At 65.6% G+C, this 16741-nt stretch carries 16 protein-coding genes; 9 read left to right on the forward strand and 7 right to left on the reverse strand.

Annotation, left to right across the window (positions count from 1 at the left end):
* Window positions 1–54 precede the first annotated feature (54 nt).
* Window positions 55–831 carry an RNA methyltransferase gene (locus tag ACCQ01_RS12840; protein WP_228432089.1) on the reverse strand — a complete coding sequence of 259 codons (777 nt, stop codon included), beginning with the start codon at window positions 829–831 and terminating at the stop codon, window positions 55–57.
* Window positions 832–947: 116 nt separating this feature from the next.
* Here ACCQ01_RS12840 and ACCQ01_RS12845 point away from each other — a divergent pair, with 116 nt between their 5' ends.
* Window positions 948–1781, forward strand: coding sequence for an inositol monophosphatase family protein (locus ACCQ01_RS12845; protein WP_011037421.1), 834 nt, complete (start codon window positions 948–950; stop codon window positions 1779–1781).
* A 532-nt stretch (window positions 1782–2313) separates the two neighbouring features.
* Here ACCQ01_RS12845 and ACCQ01_RS12850 read toward each other — a convergent pair.
* Window positions 2314–2925: a superoxide dismutase gene (locus ACCQ01_RS12850; RefSeq protein ID WP_011037422.1), complete on the reverse strand. Its 612-nt coding sequence runs from the start codon at window positions 2923–2925 to the stop codon at window positions 2314–2316.
* A 286-nt stretch (window positions 2926–3211) separates the two neighbouring features.
* Here ACCQ01_RS12850 and ACCQ01_RS12855 point away from each other — a divergent pair, with 286 nt between their 5' ends.
* Window positions 3212–3661 carry a ribonuclease gene (locus ACCQ01_RS12855; RefSeq protein ID WP_103701011.1) on the forward strand — a complete coding sequence of 150 codons (450 nt, stop codon included), beginning with the start codon at window positions 3212–3214 and terminating at the stop codon, window positions 3659–3661.
* Window positions 3658–4083: a barstar family protein gene (locus tag ACCQ01_RS12860; RefSeq protein ID WP_070691226.1), complete on the forward strand. Its 426-nt coding sequence runs from the start codon at window positions 3658–3660 to the stop codon at window positions 4081–4083. The genes ACCQ01_RS12855 and ACCQ01_RS12860 overlap by 4 nt, the downstream gene beginning before the upstream one ends.
* Window positions 4084–4149: 66 nt before the next feature.
* Here the strand turns inward: ACCQ01_RS12860 and ACCQ01_RS12865 are convergent, their stop codons facing one another.
* Window positions 4150–6057 carry an ATP-binding cassette domain-containing protein gene (locus ACCQ01_RS12865; RefSeq protein ID WP_042597675.1) on the reverse strand — a complete coding sequence of 636 codons (1908 nt, stop codon included), beginning with the start codon at window positions 6055–6057 and terminating at the stop codon, window positions 4150–4152.
* Between the two features lie 100 nt (window positions 6058–6157).
* Between ACCQ01_RS12865 and dbpA the strand changes: the two genes are divergently transcribed.
* Window positions 6158–7534, forward strand: coding sequence for an ATP-dependent RNA helicase DbpA (gene dbpA, locus ACCQ01_RS12870; protein ID WP_011037426.1), 1377 nt, complete (start codon window positions 6158–6160; stop codon window positions 7532–7534).
* 89 nt (window positions 7535–7623) lie between these two features.
* Here the strand turns inward: dbpA and ACCQ01_RS12875 are convergent, their stop codons facing one another.
* Together ACCQ01_RS12875 and ACCQ01_RS12880 are read right to left on the reverse strand one after the other, a co-directional pair.
* Window positions 7624–8184, reverse strand: a complete 561-nt coding sequence (locus ACCQ01_RS12875) for an adenine phosphoribosyltransferase (RefSeq protein ID WP_014507965.1) — start codon at window positions 8182–8184, stop codon at window positions 7624–7626.
* A gap of 84 nt (window positions 8185–8268) precedes the next feature.
* Window positions 8269–9825: a protein adenylyltransferase SelO gene (locus tag ACCQ01_RS12880; RefSeq protein ID WP_228432090.1), complete on the reverse strand. Its 1557-nt coding sequence runs from the start codon at window positions 9823–9825 to the stop codon at window positions 8269–8271.
* Between the two features lie 170 nt (window positions 9826–9995).
* Between ACCQ01_RS12880 and ACCQ01_RS12885 the strand changes: the two genes are divergently transcribed.
* Complete coding sequence (locus tag ACCQ01_RS12885; RefSeq protein ID WP_228432330.1) at window positions 9996–10871, forward strand: alpha/beta hydrolase; 876 nt, start codon at window positions 9996–9998, stop codon at window positions 10869–10871.
* A gap of 58 nt (window positions 10872–10929) precedes the next feature.
* On the opposite strand, the gene ACCQ01_RS12890 is transcribed toward ACCQ01_RS12885, so the two are convergent.
* Both ACCQ01_RS12890 and ACCQ01_RS12895 read right to left on the reverse strand, forming a co-directional pair.
* Window positions 10930–11628, reverse strand: a complete 699-nt coding sequence (locus ACCQ01_RS12890) for a glutathione S-transferase (protein ID WP_228432092.1) — start codon at window positions 11626–11628, stop codon at window positions 10930–10932.
* 204 nt (window positions 11629–11832) lie between these two features.
* Complete coding sequence (locus tag ACCQ01_RS12895; RefSeq protein WP_011037431.1) at window positions 11833–12042, reverse strand: cold-shock protein; 210 nt, start codon at window positions 12040–12042, stop codon at window positions 11833–11835.
* A gap of 268 nt (window positions 12043–12310) precedes the next feature.
* On the opposite strand from ACCQ01_RS12895, the gene ACCQ01_RS12900 reads away from it, so the two are divergent.
* From ACCQ01_RS12900 to ACCQ01_RS12915, 4 genes are all read left to right on the forward strand, one after another.
* The gene (locus ACCQ01_RS12900; protein ID WP_228432094.1) at window positions 12311–12793 is read left to right on the forward strand and encodes a YaiI/YqxD family protein; all 483 of its coding nucleotides are present in this window, start codon (window positions 12311–12313) and stop codon (window positions 12791–12793) included.
* A 58-nt stretch (window positions 12794–12851) separates the two neighbouring features.
* Window positions 12852–13400 (forward strand): YaeQ family protein, encoded by a 549-nt coding sequence (locus ACCQ01_RS12905; protein WP_011037433.1) that lies wholly within the window; start codon window positions 12852–12854, stop codon window positions 13398–13400.
* Window positions 13397–14578: a BaiN/RdsA family NAD(P)/FAD-dependent oxidoreductase gene (locus ACCQ01_RS12910; RefSeq protein ID WP_228432096.1), complete on the forward strand. Its 1182-nt coding sequence runs from the start codon at window positions 13397–13399 to the stop codon at window positions 14576–14578. The genes ACCQ01_RS12905 and ACCQ01_RS12910 overlap by 4 nt, the downstream gene beginning before the upstream one ends.
* A gap of 85 nt (window positions 14579–14663) precedes the next feature.
* Window positions 14664–16733 carry an EAL domain-containing protein gene (locus ACCQ01_RS12915; protein ID WP_011037435.1) on the forward strand — a complete coding sequence of 690 codons (2070 nt, stop codon included), beginning with the start codon at window positions 14664–14666 and terminating at the stop codon, window positions 16731–16733.
* Window positions 16734–16741 lie beyond the last annotated feature (8 nt).

The raw sequence follows: 16741 nt of genomic DNA on the forward strand, positions 1-16741 counted from the left end.
TACTCCCCTAGAGTCGCCGACACCTTAGCCGAATCTTCCAGGTTGTGACAGCCGTCAGGTTCCGGCCTGGCGCGCCAGGCCCGCCATGCGCTGGGCATCGGCCAGGATGCCGCGCAGCAGACGCACTTCCTGCTCGGTCATTTCCGCGCGCAGCAACAGCCGGCGCAACTTGCGCATCGCCGAATCCGGCGCACGGCCCTTATGGAAGTCGATTTCGTCCAGGGTCTGGCCCAGCTGGCCGAACAAGCCTTCCATTTGCGCATGGCTGGCAGGCAGCTCACGTGGGCCAGCGCCGTCCGCGGCCGGCGTGGCCTGTGCTGCGGGCGTGGCCTCCGCCGCAAGCTGTGCCAAGCGAACCTCATAAGCCAGCACCTGCACCGCCGAGGCCAGATTGAGCGAACTGAACTGCGGGTCCGATGGGATATGCACGGCCGCATGGCAGAGTTGCAATTCGTCATTGGTCAGCCCGGTACGCTCGCGCCCGAACACGATCGCTACCTCGGCCGGTTCGGCCGCCTTGGCCCAGGCACGGCCCGCGCCCGCGTCCGGTGCCAACTCTTCCAGCGCTACCCGGCGCGCGCGCGCCGTGCAGCCGATCACCAGCGTGCAGTCCGCCACCGCCTCGGCCAGCGTCTCCAAGATCGGTGCATCGCTGAGCACGTCTTCGGCGCCAGCAGAGCGGCGGTAGGCATCTTCATCGAGTGCCTTTTCCGGTGCGACCAACACCAGGCGCGCCAGCCCCATGGTCTTCATCGCGCGCGCGGCGGCGCCGATGTTGCCTGGATGCTGGGTACCGACGAGAACAAAACGGATGCGCTGACTGACGGACATGAACGGAGATTGGGGAGCAGTTCGGCCGTAGATGGTAAACTGCGCGGCCGGCTTTCGCGCCGGACCGCTCTTTTACCTTCGCCATTTCCGATTCTGCCTTCACGGGAGCTTTAACCATGCAGAAACCCGCCGTCACCGTCATGGTCAAAGCCGCCCGCCTCGCCGGCAATGTGCTGTTGCGCGGTATCAACAAGCTCGATGCGCTCAATGTGGTGCAGAAGGGCCGCATGGATTACGCCAGCGAAGTCGATGCCGATGCCGAGAAGGTCATCATCAAGGAACTCAAGCGCGGCTACCCCGAGTACGCCGTGTTCGGCGAAGAAGGCGGCGTGCAGGGCGGCAAGAGCGGCCGCTACACCTGGGTCATCGACCCGCTCGACGGCACCAGCAACTACCTGCGCGGCTTCCCGCATTACTGCGTGTCGATTGCGCTGGTGGAAAATGGCGAGCCGACCGACGCGGTGATCTTCGACCCGTTGCGCAACGAGCTGTTCACTGCCAGCCGTGGCGCAGGCGCAGTGCTCAACGATCGCCGTATTCGCATTGCCGAGCGCAAGGATCTGGAAGGCGCGATGGTCCACACTGGCTTCCCGCCGCGCGAGCGCGCACGCGCCAGCGCCCAGCTCAAGTGCGTGGACGCGCTGCTGGTGCAGGCAGAAGACGTGCGCCGTACCGGCTCGGCCGCGCTGGACCTGGCCTATGTCGCCTGCGGCCGTGCCGATGCGTATTTCGAAGCGGGCGTCAAAGCCTGGGACATCGCTGCCGGCGTGCTGCTGGTGCGCGAGGCCGGTGGCCGCGTTTGCGACTACAAGGGCGCCACCCCGCCGCGCATGGACAACATGGGCCCGGAAACGCAGCAGATCGTGGCGGGCAACATCAAGATCAGCGACGCACTGCAGAAGGTGATCGTCAACACCGGCTACGCACGCGAATTCGATTCGAAGTTCTGATCGGCACCCAGCAATCGTAGGAGCGCGCTCGCGCGCGATGGAGCTTTCCCGAGGAACGCCTCCTCGCGACCAAGGTCGCTCCTACACGACAGACCGCAATAAACGAAGAAGGCCAGGATCGCTCCCGGCCTTCTTGCGTTACAGCATGAACGCTGGCTACTCACCTACATTCGAAACACATTTTAATCGGCGCTCCGGCAGTCGTAGGAGCGCGCTCGCGTGCGATGAAGCTTCCCCCGAGTAACGCCTCCTCGTGACCAAGGTCGCTCCTACACGACAGACCGCAATAAACGAAGAAGGCCAGGATCGCTCCCGGCCTTCTTGCGTTACAGCGTGAACGCTGGCTACTCACCTACATTCGAACACATTTTAATCGGCGCTCCGGCAGTCGTAGGAGCGCGCTCGCGCGCGATGGAGCTTTCCCGAGGAACGCCTCCTCGTGACCAAGGTCGCTCCTACACGACAGACCGCACCAAACGAAGAAGGCCGGGATCGCTCCCGGCCTTCTTGCGTTACAGCGTCAGCGCAAGACTCAGGCGATCGCGGCGTGGTAACGGCGCTCGACTTCGTCCCAGTTCACCACGTTGTAGAACGCGCCGATGTAGTCCGGGCGACGGTTCTGGTACTTCAGGTAATAGGCATGTTCCCACACGTCCAGGCCCAGGATCGGCGTATTGCCTTCGAACAGCGGGCTGTCCTGGTTGGCGGTGCTTTCGACCACGACCTTCTTGTCCGGGGTGACGCTCAACCATGCCCAGCCCGAACCGAAACGGCTCAGCGCGGCCTTGGTGAAGGCTTCCTTGAACTTCTCGAAACCGCCGATGTCCTTGTCGATCGCCTTGGCGACCTCGCCCTTGGGCTCGCCGCCACCGTTGGGCGACATGACGGTCCAGAACAGCGAATGGTTGGCATGGCCACCACCGTTGTTGCGCACCGGGCCCTGCAGGTTTTCCGGCAGGCTCTTCAACTTGGAGACCAGCTCCTCAACCGGCAGGTCGGCGTACTCGGTCCCTTCCAGCGCCGCGTTGACGTTGTTGATGTAGGTCTGGTGATGCTTGGTGTGATGGATTTCCATCGTCTGCGCATCGATATTCGGTTCCAGCGCGTCGTAAGCGTAAGGCAACTGCGGAAGGGTATAAGCCATGAGGGTCTCCTGGACTTGCCGCCCGGCAAAAGACCGGGCGTTGCGGGGTAGATGGTAAGGACCTGGACTGCGCTTACCAAGGGTGAGGCGAGGGAAACTTCATCCCATCACCTGCGCAGTGCCGCAGTTCCTCGGCTGCACACCTTGCACCATGCCCCGGTTACTTGGGCGTGAACCGGGCGTGCCCTTCCCCGCCGCCACGTTCAAAGTCGACACAGTCGCGCGACGGCATACTTGGTCTCTCATCCGCCATGGCTGCGGTTGCCTCTTTCGCTTCGGACCACCCATGCGCAAACCCGCCTTGCTGATCGTCGCCATCGTCCTGCTTGTAGCCGGGCTCTGGGGCATGCGTGTCGTGCAGACGCCCAAGCCGCAGTTCGCCCCGCAACTGTCGGCACCGGTGACTGCCGCACCAACCGCAACGTCGGCGCGCCAGGTGCCGCGGCTGCCGGCATTCCTGCCGACCGAAGCCATGGCAACCATCGTGTTGATACAGCGCGGCGGGCCGTTTCCCTATCCGCAGGACGGCGCGGTGTTCGGCAATCGTGAGCAGCGGCTGCCGGAACGGCCGCGCGGCTATTACCACGAGTACACCGTGGACACGCCCGGCAGCGCCGATCGCGGCGCACGCCGGATCGTCACCGGCGGCACGCCGCCGCAGAGCTGGTACTACAGCGACGATCACTACGCCAGTTTCAAATCCTTCCAGGGCCCTACCCCGGAGCAGGCACCATGAGTGCAGGCGACTTTGCGCTGGATCTGTCCGACCCACAGCAGTCCGGCGTGTATCAGGCGCAGACCCAGGACCTGGACACCATGGCCGCCCTGGCACGCGATGCCGGGCTGCGCATCCTGCGGGTGGATCTGGCGGCCTGCGCCGACAAACGCACCCTGCTGATGCGCCTGGCAATCCAGCTCGATTTCCCGCCAGGCTTCGGTCGTAATTGGGACGCGTTGAGTGATGCCCTGCGCGATCTCAGCTGGCTGCCGGCACCGCGCGGCTATGCGCTGTTGCTCGATGGTGCCGATGCATTGGCCAACCACGCACCGGCCGACCGCGACAGCCTGCTCGACATCCTCGACGAAGCCGCCACCGCCTGGGCGGCGCGCGGACGCAGCTTTGCCGCCTTCGTCGCGCCGGCAAGCGCCTGCGACTAACGTGTAGGACAGCTGCTACGCCGACGCAGCACGTGCGTATCGGCGTCACCTGCCCCGCACACTTGTTCAGCGATCCAGCTCGCTCCAGCGTGCGTAGGCCGCATCCAGCTGCGCTTGCGCATCGGTGAGGGCGGCAGTGTGCGCGGTCATCGCCGCGCTATCGCGCTGATAGAACGCCGGGTCGTTCATGGCGTCGGTCAATGCGGCGACCTGCTGCTCCAGGGTCTCGATCAGCGCCGGCAGTTGCTCCAGCTCGCGCGCTTCCTTGTAGCTGAGCTTGCGCTTCGGCGCAGCCTCTTCGGCCACGGCCGGCACCGGTGCAGCAGCGGCCACCGGCGTGGTCGCCGCTGCAGTTGCAGAGGCCTTGGCCACCGCCATCGCATTGGCCGGCGCGGTGCGGCGCTGGCGCAGCGAATCGCTGTATCCGCCGACGTAATCGCCGATCAGGCCATCGCCTTCCATCACCAGCGTGGAAGTCACCACGTTGTCGAGGAAGTCGCGGTCATGGCTGACCAACAGCAAGGTGCCGGTGTATTCGCCGAGCAGCTCTTCCAGCAGCTCCAGCGTTTCCACGTCCAGGTCGTTGGTCGGTTCGTCCATCACCAGCAGGTTGGACGGCTGCGCGAACAGGCGCGCCAGCAGCAGGCGATTGCGCTCACCACCGGACAGGCGCGTGATCGGCGCACGTGCGCGTTCGGGCGTGAACAGGAAATCCTGCAGATACGCATGCACGTGCTTGCGCTTGCCGTTGATCTCGATGAAGTCGCGCCCTTCGGCCACGTTCTCGATCGCGCTCCAGTCCTCGCGCAAGGTGGCGCGGTACTGGTCGAAATAGGCGATCTGCAGATTGGTGCCGATGCGGATCTCGCCCTGCTGCGGCTGCAGGTCACCCAGCAACAGCTTGAGCAAGGTGGTCTTGCCGCTGCCGTTGGGGCCGATCAGGCCGATGCGGTCGCCACGCTGGATGATGCTGGAGAAGTCCTTGACCATCGTGCGCGCGCCGAATGCAAAGGTGACCTCTTTCGCTTCGATCACCTTCTTGCCGGACGACTCGCCCTGCGAGACTTCCATGCGCACATTGCCGGTGAGATCGCGGCGCTGCACGCGTTCGTTGCGCATCGATTCCAGCCGCCGTACGCGGCCTTCGTCGCGCGTGCGGCGCGCCTTGATGCCCTGACGGATCCAGATCTCTTCCTGCGCCAGCATCTTGTCGAAGCGCGCATTTTCCTGCGCCTGCGCATTGAGCCGCTCTTCGCGCCGGCGCTCGTAATTGGCCCAGTCGCCCGGCCAGCTGGTGACCTGGCCGCGATCGATCTCGACGATGCGCGTCGCCAACGCACGTAGGAAGCGCCGGTCATGGGTGACGAACAGCACGCTGCCGTTCCAGCCCTTGAGGAAAGTTTCCAGCCAATCGATGGCTTCGATATCCAGGTGGTTGGTTGGCTCGTCAAGCAGCAGCACGTCCGGCGAAGCCACCAGCGAGCGTGCCAGCAGCACGCGCCGCTTCATGCCGCCGGACAGCCGCGCGAACTCCGCATCGCCGTCAAGATCGAGCTTGGTCAGCGTCTCGCTGACGCGCTGATCCAGCGCCCAGCCCTCGGCCGCATCGATCTTGGCCTGCACCTTGCCGAAGGCATCGGCATCGAAGACCTCGGCGTGGCTGAGTTGATGGAACTCGGCCAGCCAGTGACCCAGTTCACCCAGCCCGTCGGCCACCACGTCAAACACGCTGCCGCCGGTTCCCTGCGGAACCTCCTGCTCCAATCGCGCGATCCGCACGCCCTGCTGCACGCGCACTTCGCCGTCATCGGGCTTGAGCTCGCCGGCAATCAATTTCATCAGGGTCGATTTGCCGGCACCGTTGCGGCCGATCAGGGCGATACGCTCGCCCGGCTCGATCGTCAGGTCGGTTTTTTCCAGCAACAACGGGCCGCCGACGCTGTAGTCGACGCTTTGCAGAGTGATTAAAGGCATGGGCTAATTGTACGGGAATCGGGAATGGTGAATCGGGAATGGAAAAGCCTCGCCGTTGCGATTCCCGATTCACCACTCCCGATTCCCGTTAAAATGCGCCATGAACGAATTCTCCGCGCTGCCGCTCTCGCCAGCCTTGGCCCCCGGCATCGATGCCCTGGGCTACACCACCCTCACGCCGATCCAGGCGCAGAGCCTGCCGCCGATCCTCCAGGGGCTGGATGTGATTGCCCAAGCGCCCACCGGCAGCGGCAAGACCGCCGCGTTCGGGCTGGGCCTGCTGCAAAAGCTCGACCCGGCACTGACCCGTGCGCAAGCGCTGGTGCTGTGCCCCACGCGCGAGCTTGCCGACCAGGTCGGCAAGCAGCTGCGCAAGCTGGCCACCGGCATTCCCAACATGAAGTTGCTGGTGCTCACCGGCGGCATGCCGCTCGGCCCGCAGCTGGCATCGCTCGAAGCGCACGACCCGCAGGTCGTGGTCGGCACGCCCGGCCGCATCCAGGAACTGGCGCGCAAACGCGCCCTGCATCTGGGCGGCGTGCGCACGCTGGTGCTGGACGAGGCCGACCGCATGCTCGACATGGGCTTTGAAGAACCCATCCGCGAAATCGCCAGCCGCTGCGACAAACACCGCCAGAGCCTGCTGTTCTCGGCGACCTTCCCCGACATCATCCGCACGCTGGCGCGCGAGCTGTTGAAGGACCCGGTGGAAATCACCGTGGAAGGTGCGGACAACGCACCGGAGATCGACCAGCAGTTCTTCGAAGTGGACCCCACTTATCGGCAGAAGGCGGTGGCCGGGCTGCTGCTGCGCTTCAATCCCGAATCCAGCGTGGTGTTCTGCAATACCCGCAAGGAAGTGGACGAAGTGGCCGGCTCGCTGCAGGAGTTCGGGTTCTCCGCGCTGGCATTGCATGGCGACATGGAGCAACGCGACCGCGACGAGGTGCTGGTGCGCTTCGTCAACCGCAGCTGCAACGTACTGGTTGCCAGTGACGTGGCCGCGCGCGGCCTGGATGTGGAAGACCTCGCGGCGGTGGTGAATTACGAGCTGCCCACCGACACCGAAACCTATCGCCACCGCATCGGCCGGACTGCGCGCGCCGGCAAGCACGGCTTGGCACTCAGTCTGGTGGCCCCGCGCGAAAGCGCTCGTGCGCAGGCGCTGGAGGCCGAGCACGGCCAGCCGCTCAAGTGGTCACGCGCACCGCTGGCCACCGCACGCCCGGCGCAATTGCCGCTGGCAGCGATGACCACGCTGCGCATCGATGGCGGCAAGACCGACAAACTGCGTGCCGGCGACATTCTGGGCGCATTGACCGGCGAAGCAGGCTTGTCGGGTGCGGCGATCGGCAAGATCGCCATCTACCCTACCCGCTCGTACGTGGCGATTGCGCGGGCGCAGGTCGCTCGTGCACTGACCCATCTGCAGGCCGGCAAGATCAAGGGCCGCCGCTTCCGGGTGACCAAGCTCTAGGCAGCGCGTCTAGCCAAATCGGGGAGCCCACGCAGGTGGGCTCGACGGTGCAGCGGTCTGGCCGCTGCACCGGTACAGCGATCCCTTGCTCAGTAGCTCAGTGTTGCCAGCAGCGGCACATCGTTGAGCCATTTGCTGCGGCCCTGCAGGGCCTGCAGCTCGACCAGCACCGCCGCGCCGACGATTTCCAGCTCCAGCTGCGCGGCTAGGCCCAAGGCCGCACGCAGGGTGCCGCCGGTGGCGAGCACGTCGTCGACAATCAAGACCCGTGCGCCACGCGGCAGCGCATCTTCGTGCATCTCGATGCGATCGGTGCCGTATTCCAGCGCGTACTCCTGGATCAACGTGCGCCCGGGCAATTTGCCCGGCTTACGCACGGGCACGAAGCCAGTGCGCAGCTCACGCGCCAACGCCGCGCCCAGAATGAAGCCCCGCGCCTCGATGCCCAGCACCGCATCCAGCGGCGTGGTGCGCCAGGGTTGCGCCATTTCATCCAGCGCAGAAGCGAAATCCGGGCCATCGGACAACAGCGGTGTGATGTCCTTGAACACGATACCCGGCTTGGGAAAATCGGCGATGTCGCGGATCCGGCCCGACCAGTGGGTCGGTCCGGAAGAGGTGGAACCGGCGCAGCGGCTGCAGTCGTTCATGGCGGTCGTGGCCAGTGGGAGCGCTCTATTCTAGGCGAGCACGCTGACTGTGCGGCGCCGACGACCGCTGCCGACATGAGCGCGTCAGGAACTGCAGGACAACATCGAGCATCCCGCGCGGTCCCGCGCCCAGTCCGGGCGCTTGGCCGCGAATGCTTCACGCCCGGGTTGGTCGTCGTACGGGCGCTGCATGACCTCCAGCAGCGCGTGCACGCCCGACAGATCGCCCTGCTCGGCCTGGTCGATCGCCTGCTGCGCCAGATAATTACGCAGCACGTAGCGCGGGTTGGCCGCCCGCATCCGCGAAGCGCGAACCGCATCTGACGCGCCGTCTTGCAGGCAACGTGCGGCATACCGCTGCAGCCAGGCGTCCAGCGCTGGCGCCTGCGCAGCACGCTTGGTCTCGTCGTAGAAGGCCTCGCGCAGCACAGTGGCGTCTGGCCGCTGGGGCGACAGATCCATCAGGCCACGGAAGGTCAGCGTCATGTCCATCTCCGCTTCGCGCATCAACGCACGCAGGTCGTCGATCAGCTGCAGATCCTCGTCCTGGCACTCGGCCAACCCCAGTTTGGCCGCGGTATCGCGCCGGTCACAGGCCAGGTAGGTGTTACGAAACTGGTCCAGCCCGGCCTGCAAGGGCGCGGCATCGCCGAACAGCGGCGACAGCGCCTGGGCCAGCCGCCCCAGATTCCAATACGCCACCTGCGGCTGGGTGCCGAAGCGATAACGGCGACCCTGCGCATCGGTGGTGTTGGGCGTCCAATCCGGGTCGTAATCGTCCACCCAGCCGTAAGGGCCGTAGTCGATGGTGAGCCCCAGGATGGACATGTTGTCGGTATTCATCACCCCATGCACGAAGCCCACGCGCATCCAGTGCGCGACCATCACCGCAGTGTGCTCGCACACCTGGCCGAACCAGGCGGCAATCCGGTCTTCGCCGCTGCCCGGCAGGTCAGGGAAATCGCGCGCCAGGGTGAAGTCCACCCACTGCCGTAGCAGATCGACGTCGCCACGCGCGGCGGGCAGTTCGAAATTGCCGAACCGAATGAACGAGGGCGCCACGCGGCACACGATCGCGCCCGGCTCGCGGCGCGGATGCCCGTCGTAGAACATGTCGCGCACCACTGCATCACCGGTGCCCACCAGGCTCAACGCCCGGGTGGTGGGCACGCCCAGGTAATGCATCGCCTCGCTGCACAGGAATTCGCGGATCGACGAACGCAACACGGCACGGCCATCCGCCCCACGCGAATACGGCGTTGGCCCGGCGCCCTTGAGCTGCAGTTCGTAGCGCCCGCCATCGACCCCGATGGCCTCGCCCAATGAGATCGCGCGGCCATCGCCCAGCTGCCCTGCCCAATGCCCGAACTGGTGACCACCGTAGTTGACCGCCCACGGCTGCATTCCCGGATACAAGGCATTGCCGCCAAACACCTGGGCAAACTGTGGGCTGGCAAGATCCTCGGCACGCAGACCCAGGCGCTGCGCCACATCGGCCGAATACGCAAGCAGCGTGGGCGCGGCGACCGGCGTCGGCTGCACCGCAGACCAGGCGGCCAGCACTTCGCGGCGGCGTGGGCCTTCTTCCGGGTCGCCCGGCAACTGGGCGCGCAAACGGTTATCGAATTGGAGATGGGTCATGCGTGCAAGCCTAGGGCACTGGCGATGAACTTCGCATGCGCGCAGCGCGCATCCACGCGCGCGCCGGCATCGTATCTTCACCTGCTGCACCATTGCCAAGCAGGCTCGGCCTGCCTGCAGTCACCACGCGCCCAGCACCCTCTCTTCTTGCCTTTCGAGCGACACCGCCCATGCCCTCACGCGCTTCCCGCTGGTTCCGCCCCGCCCTCGTGCTACTTGGTTCGCTGACCTTGAGCGCCTGCAGCAGTGTGTTCTTCGGCGGCATCAATGCCGCCACCAGTCGCGAGGGCGTGATCGAGCACCGCGACGAGGTGTTCGACCCGGCCCTCGGGCTGGCGCTGGACGTCTATCAACCGCGCGACGCACTCAATGCGCCGGTGGTGGTGTTCTTCTATGGCGGGACCTGGAAGCGCGGCACGCGCCAGAACTACAGCTGGGTCGGCCGCTCGCTCGCGCGCCAGGGCGTGGTCGCGCTGGTCGCCGATTACCGCAAGTATCCGCAGGTCGGGCTGGACGGCTTCATGACCGATGCCGCCAAGGCGACGGCGTGGGGCTATCACCATGCGCAGGCCTATGGCGGCGACCCGACACGCGTGGCGGTGATGGGGCATTCGGCAGGCGCGCATATTGCCGGACTGCTGGTGACGGATCGCAGCTGGCTTCAGGCGCAGGGCCTGCGTCCGCAACAACTGTGCGGTTTCGTCGGACTTGCCGGTCCGTATGATTTCTCGCCCATGACCGACCCCGAACTCATCGAGGTCTTCGGCACCTCACCCGCACAGCAAGCCGCGTCGCAGCCTGTGGTTCACGCAGACGGCGACGAGCCGCCGATGTTGCTGCTGCATGGGCAAGACGACCGCGTCGTGGAGCCGCGCAACAGCACCTCGCTGGCCGGTGCCGAACGGCGCGTCGGCGTCCAGGCGAACGCCACGTTTTATCCCGGCATGGGGCACATGGGCCTGGTGCTGTCGCTGCGCAAAAACCCGGCCGACTCGCCCGCGTTGCGCGACACCCTGCAGTTCCTGCGTGACTGCAAGGCTCCTTGAGGGGAGAGCCCGCCCAATCCGGCAGCACACCTAAGTCAGCCGGTTAGCTGCGAACGACTCAGGTAGCGGGCTTGGCCCGCTGCAGCTCGAACGGGCCGCCCTTCTTCAGTGCGGCCTGATATGCCGGGCGCGCCTCGATGCGCTCGATAAAGCTGCGCAGCTTGGGATAGGCCTCCAGCCCGCCGCCTCGCGCAGCCGCCGCCTGCACCGGGAAACTCATCTGAATGTCGGCCGCAGTAAAGCGCTCACCCGCGAACCAGCCGCTATCGCTCAGCGATTGCTCCATCCAGTCCATATGCAACTTGAGTTGCGGCCCGACGAAGCCAGACATCGCTTTGTCGACGATCGCGCGCGCAATGGGCTTGGCGAAAAAGGGCATCGGGGCCGAGCGGATGCGCCCAAAGATCAGCGTCATCAGCAATGGCGGCATGGCCGAGCCTTCGGCGTAATGCATCCAGTACCGAAATTGCAGGCGCTCGGGAGACTCCGCTGGACGCGCCGACGGCGACAGCGCGCATTCGGTGTCGTAGCGCTCGGTGAGGTATTCCAGGATCGCGCCGGACTCGGCGATGGTCAGCCCACCATCGACCACCACCGGCGACTTGCCCAGCGGATGGATCGCGCGCAACGCCGACGGCGCCAGCATGGTCTTGGGGTCGCGCTCGTGGCGCACGATCTGGTACGGCAACGCCAGCTCTTCCAGCAACCAGAGCACGCGTTGCGAGCGGGAATTATTGAGGTGGTGGACAGTAAGCATGGGAGAGCCGGCGTGCGGAAAGCGCACATCCTACCCAGGCCCACGTCATTGCCGTGCTCACCGCATCCGTAAACCCTCGCACCGGAGTGCAACGCGGTGGCGCCGAACGTGCAGATTGGGGCGACGCGACAAATCGCAGACAATAAAAAAACGCCGGACGCTTGCGCGCCCGGCGTTTTTGGCAACCTTACGGTTGCAGACGGATTAGACCGCCTGCACCTGGTCAGCCTGCATGCCCTTCTGGCCCTGCACGGCGACGAAGGAGACCTTCTGGCCTTCCTGCAGCGACTTGAAGCCGGTGCCCTGGATGGCACGGAAATGCACGAACAGGTCCGGGCCGCTTTCCGGGGTGATGAAGCCGAAGCCCTTGGCATCATTGAACCACTTCACGACACCGTTCTGACGATCTGACATTTTACTAACTCCTGAACTTTTAGATGGATAAATCGCAGCAACCGAAAAACCGGCGCTGAGACTGAGTTGCAGGCGTTGGTAAAGCGGAACGATGGAGCGGGATCGAATGAGATCTAGCTACACCAGGCCACGATTCACGGTGACCCTTGCAAACACAGTGGGTGCACAGTACTCGTGTTTTATGCAAAAAGCGACACCTTCGGACAAAAGTTTTGCTGTCGGGCGCATTCTGACCCCCTGTCAGGCCATTTCCTTCCCGATTTCCTAGATGAATACGCCACTCCCGCCAGGTCTTCCGCAGATCTGGGCCGACGCCGACGCCTGCCCGGCGGTCATTCGCGACATTTTGTTCCGCGCCTCCCTGCGCACCGGCATCCCTGTCACCCTGGTCGCCAACCACTTCCTGCGCACGCCAACCCTGGCCCATGTGCGGGCGCTGCAGGTGCCCGGCGGTCCGGATGCGGCCGATGACGCCATTGCCGAACGCGTCAATGCTGGCGATCTAGTGGTGACCCAGGACATTCCGCTGGCGGCGCGCGCACTGAAACACGGCGCCGCAGCGGTCAGCCCGCGCGGGGAGCCGTTCAGCAGCGACAGCATCGCCGAGCGCCTGTCGGTGCGCGGTTTTCTGGAGGAATTGCGCGGTGCCGGGGTGGCCACGGGCGGGCCGCCCGCGCTGCACGCACGCGACCGCCAGGCGTTCGCGGCGCAGCTGGATCGCTGGCTGGCACGGCAACCCGCCCGGCCATGAAGACCCTCGCGCGGAGCCTGCAGGCGTATCATGACCGCCCTTTGCAACTGGTTTCCCGATGGCTCTCACCGCCACCGTCCGCAGGGCGGAACTGCAGATCAGCGACATGGATCGCGGCTACTACGCCAACCATTCGCTGACCCTGGCCCAGCACCCTTCCGAAACCGACGAACGCCTGATGGTGCGCCTGCTGGCGTTTGCCCTGTTCGCCGACGACCGCCTGGAGTTCGGCCGCGGGCTGAGCAATGACGACGAACCGGATCTGTGGCGGCGCGACTACACCGGCGACCCCGACCTGTGGATCGACCTGGGCCAGCCCGACGAGAGCCGCGTCCGCAAGGCCTGCAACCGGTCACGGGAAGTCGTGGTCATCGGGTACGGCGGCCAGGCCACCGAGACCTGGTGGAAGAAGCATGCCAACGCACTCGGCCGGCACCGCAACCTGCGCGTGCTGGAGCTCGAATCGCAGGCCACCGAGGCGCTTGGTGCGCTGATCCAGCGCGGCATGCGCTTTGACGTGATCATCCAGGACGGCGAAGTGCAGATGCTGGCCGACCAAGGCACCGTCACGCTCACGCCCATCGTGCGACAAGCCCCGGCGGAATGAGCACGCGTTGCGATGTATTGGTCATCGGCGCCGGCGCTGCCGGGCTGATGAGCGCCTTCACGGCCGGCCGCCGCGGGCGACAGGTGCTGGTGATCGACCACGCCAACAAGGTGGGCAAGAAGATCCTGATGTCCGGTGGTGGGCGCTGCAACTTCACCAATACCGGCACTGCTCCGGCCAACTTTGTTTCGGCCAACCGGCACTTCTGCAAGTCTGCCCTCGCCCGCTACACCCCCGGCGCGTTCGTGGAACTGGTGGAGCAGCACGGCATCGCCTATCACGAGAAAGAGCTGGGCCAGTTGTTCTGCGATGTGTCGTCCAAGCAGATCGTGCGCATGCTGCTGGATGAATGCGAGGCAGCCGGCGTGCAGATCCGCACCCAATGCGAAGTGCAGGCGGTGCGCCGCGACAGCGACGGCTTCAGCGTGGACACCAGCCAAGGCCGCGTGCAGGCGCAGGCGCTGATCGTGGCGACCGGCGGGCTGTCGATTCCGAGCATGGGCGCGAGCGGCTTCGGCTACACGCTGGCCAGGCAATTCGGTCATCAGCTGCTGCCTACCCGCGCCGGGCTGGTGCCGCTCACCCTCAGCGGCAAGCATCAGGAACGCCTGCAGGATCTGTCCGGCCTGGCCGTGCCGGTCGAGGCGCACTGCAATGGCGCCAGTTTTCGCAACTTCATGCTAATCACCCACCGTGGCGTCAGCGGGCCGGCGATCCTGCAGATCTCCTCGTTCTGGCAGCCCGGCGATGATCTGCGCCTGGACCTGCTGCCAGGCCATGACGCCGAGGCCTGGCTGCGCGAACAAAAGCAGCTGCGCGGGGCCATCGAGCTGCGCAACGTGCTGGGCGAGGTCTTGCCACGGCGCTTTGCGCAGCGACTGTGCGAGGTGTGGCTGCCGGACAAACCGGTGCGCCAACTCGACCCACCGCAGCTGCGCGCAGCTGCCGACCTGCTCGGCGGCTGGCCGCTGGTGGCCAGCGGCACCGAGGGCTATCGCACCGCCGAGGTCACGCTGGGCGGCGTGGACACCGACCAGGTGTCCAGTGCGACGATGGAGTCGCGCCTGGTGGCCGGCCTGTACTTCGTCGGCGAAGTGCTGGACGTCACCGGTTGGCTGGGCGGCTACAACTTCCAGTGGGCCTGGGCGTCCGGGCATGCTGCCGGAAGCGTGGCCTAGGTCTCACCGTCGCTGCGCGCCCGTCCACATACATGGACGCGCCGAACCCCTTCGTGTATTAAAGCCCGTCTCTAGGGAGCCGCGCATGCAGAAAGGCAAAGATCTCACCCTCCGCCTGATGATTGTCGATGACAGCGTGGAGAGTGCCGAGGCCATCGTGACCGCGCTGCGCAACGGCGGCATCGCCGTGCGGCCGTCACGCCCGCAGACACCGGAAGAGCTCGGCAGCATGTTGTCCGGGCAGATCGACTTGGCGGTGCAAGGCCAGGCGCAGCAGATTCCGATGTCGGCCCTGCAGCAGCAGATTGCCGGCAGCGGCAAGGACATCCCGATCATCCAGTTGGCCGATCGCATCGAAGAGAACGCATTGGTCGAAGCCGCTGCGCATGGCGTGCGCGCGATCGCGCTGCGCCATCGCACCGAGCATCTGCTGGCATTGGTGCGCTCGGAGTGGGCCGACCTGCAGGCGCGCCGCGGTTTGCGTCGTATCGAAGCACAGATGCGCGAAACCGAGCGCCGCTGCGATGCACTGATCGCCTCATCGCGCGACCCGATCGCCTACGTCCACGAAGGCATGCATATCCGCGCCAACGAGGCGTACCTGGAGATGTTCGGCTTCGAATCCTTCGAGGACGTGGAAGGCGTGTCGTTGCTGGACATGATCGCCGCGCAATACGTGGACGATTTCAAGCAACTGCTCAAGGCCCTGTCCAAGGGCGAGCCGCCGCCGGCGCAGTACAAGGTCGACGCGCGGCGGCTGGAGGGCGACACCTTCCCGGCCACCATGGAATTTGCCACCGCCACCTATGAGGGCGAACCCTGCATCCAGGTGGTGTTCCGGCGCCGCGAAGAGTTCGACCCGGAACTGGCGCGCGAGGTCGAAGACCTGCGCCAACGCGACCAGGTCACCGGCCTGCTCAACCGCCCCACCTTCATGGTGGCGCTCGAACAGGCGGTGGCACAGGCCGGCCGCAGTGAAGGCCAGTCCGGCTTCCTGTTGATCGAACCGGATCATTACGCGCGGATCCTGCCGGAGATCGGCCTGGATTCGGCGGATGCACTGATCGCCTCACTGGCAGCGCACCTGGCCAGCGTGCTGGATGACAGCGTGGTGGCCGCGCGCTTCGGCGAGCACAGCTTTGCGTTGTTGATGGACGGCAACTATGCGCGCTCGCATGCACTGGCCGAATTGGTGCGTGACGCGTTTGCGCAGCACGTGTTCAGTGTTGGCGAACGCTCGGCCACGGTCACCGTCAGCATCGGCGGGGTGCAGATCGGCGAGAAGATCGCCAGCATCGGGCAGGTGCTCAACCGCGGCACCGAGGCGGTGCGCACCACGGCCGAGCTCGGTGGCAATGCGGTCAGCATCTTCGACCCGGCCGCGGCCGATCGCGCCGAGGAAGAACGCATCGAGCGCTGGGTGGAACAGCTGCGCGAGGCCCTGATCGGCGACGGCTTCCTGCTGCATTACCAGCCCGTGCTCAACCTGCAGGGCGAGCCGCTGGAGCTGTATCAGGCGTTCCTGCGGCTGGAGCGCAACGGCGAGATGATGTCGCCGAATGCGTTCATGGCGATTGCCGAAGAACACGACCTGATCACCGAGATCGACCGCTGGGTGGTGGCACGTGCCATCCGCCAGCTGGGCGAGCGCCAGCGCGCCGGGCACAAGACCCACTTGCTGGTGCGCATCGGACCCAATTCGTTCTCCGACCCACAGATGATCGACACCATCCGCGAACAGCTGGCGGTGTACGGCGTGCCGGGCGAGCGGCTTTGGCTGCAGACACCGGAATCGAAGGTCTTCACCCACCTGCGCAACGCCCAGCAATTCCTGGCTTCGGTCTCGGCAATGGGCTGCAAGGTGGGGCTGGAGCAGTTCGGTTCGGGCCTGGATTCGTTCCAGCTGCTCGCGCATTTCCAGCCCGCGTTCCTCAAGCTCGACCGCAGCATCACCGGCGACATTGCCTCTGCCCGCGAAAGCCAGGAAAAGATCCGCGAGATCACCTCACGGGCGCAGCCGACCGGCATCCTCACGGTGGCCGAGTTCGTAGCCGACGCGCAATCGATGAGCAGCTTCTTCACTGCGGGGGTCGATTACGTGCAAGGCGACTTCGTCGCGCCCACCGGACCGCTGATGAACTACGAGTTCGGCTGAGGCCGTAG

This window comes from Xanthomonas sp. NCPPB 4037 (genome assembly GCF_041475695.2).
Classification (GTDB): Bacteria; Pseudomonadota; Gammaproteobacteria; order Xanthomonadales; family Xanthomonadaceae; genus Xanthomonas; species Xanthomonas campestris.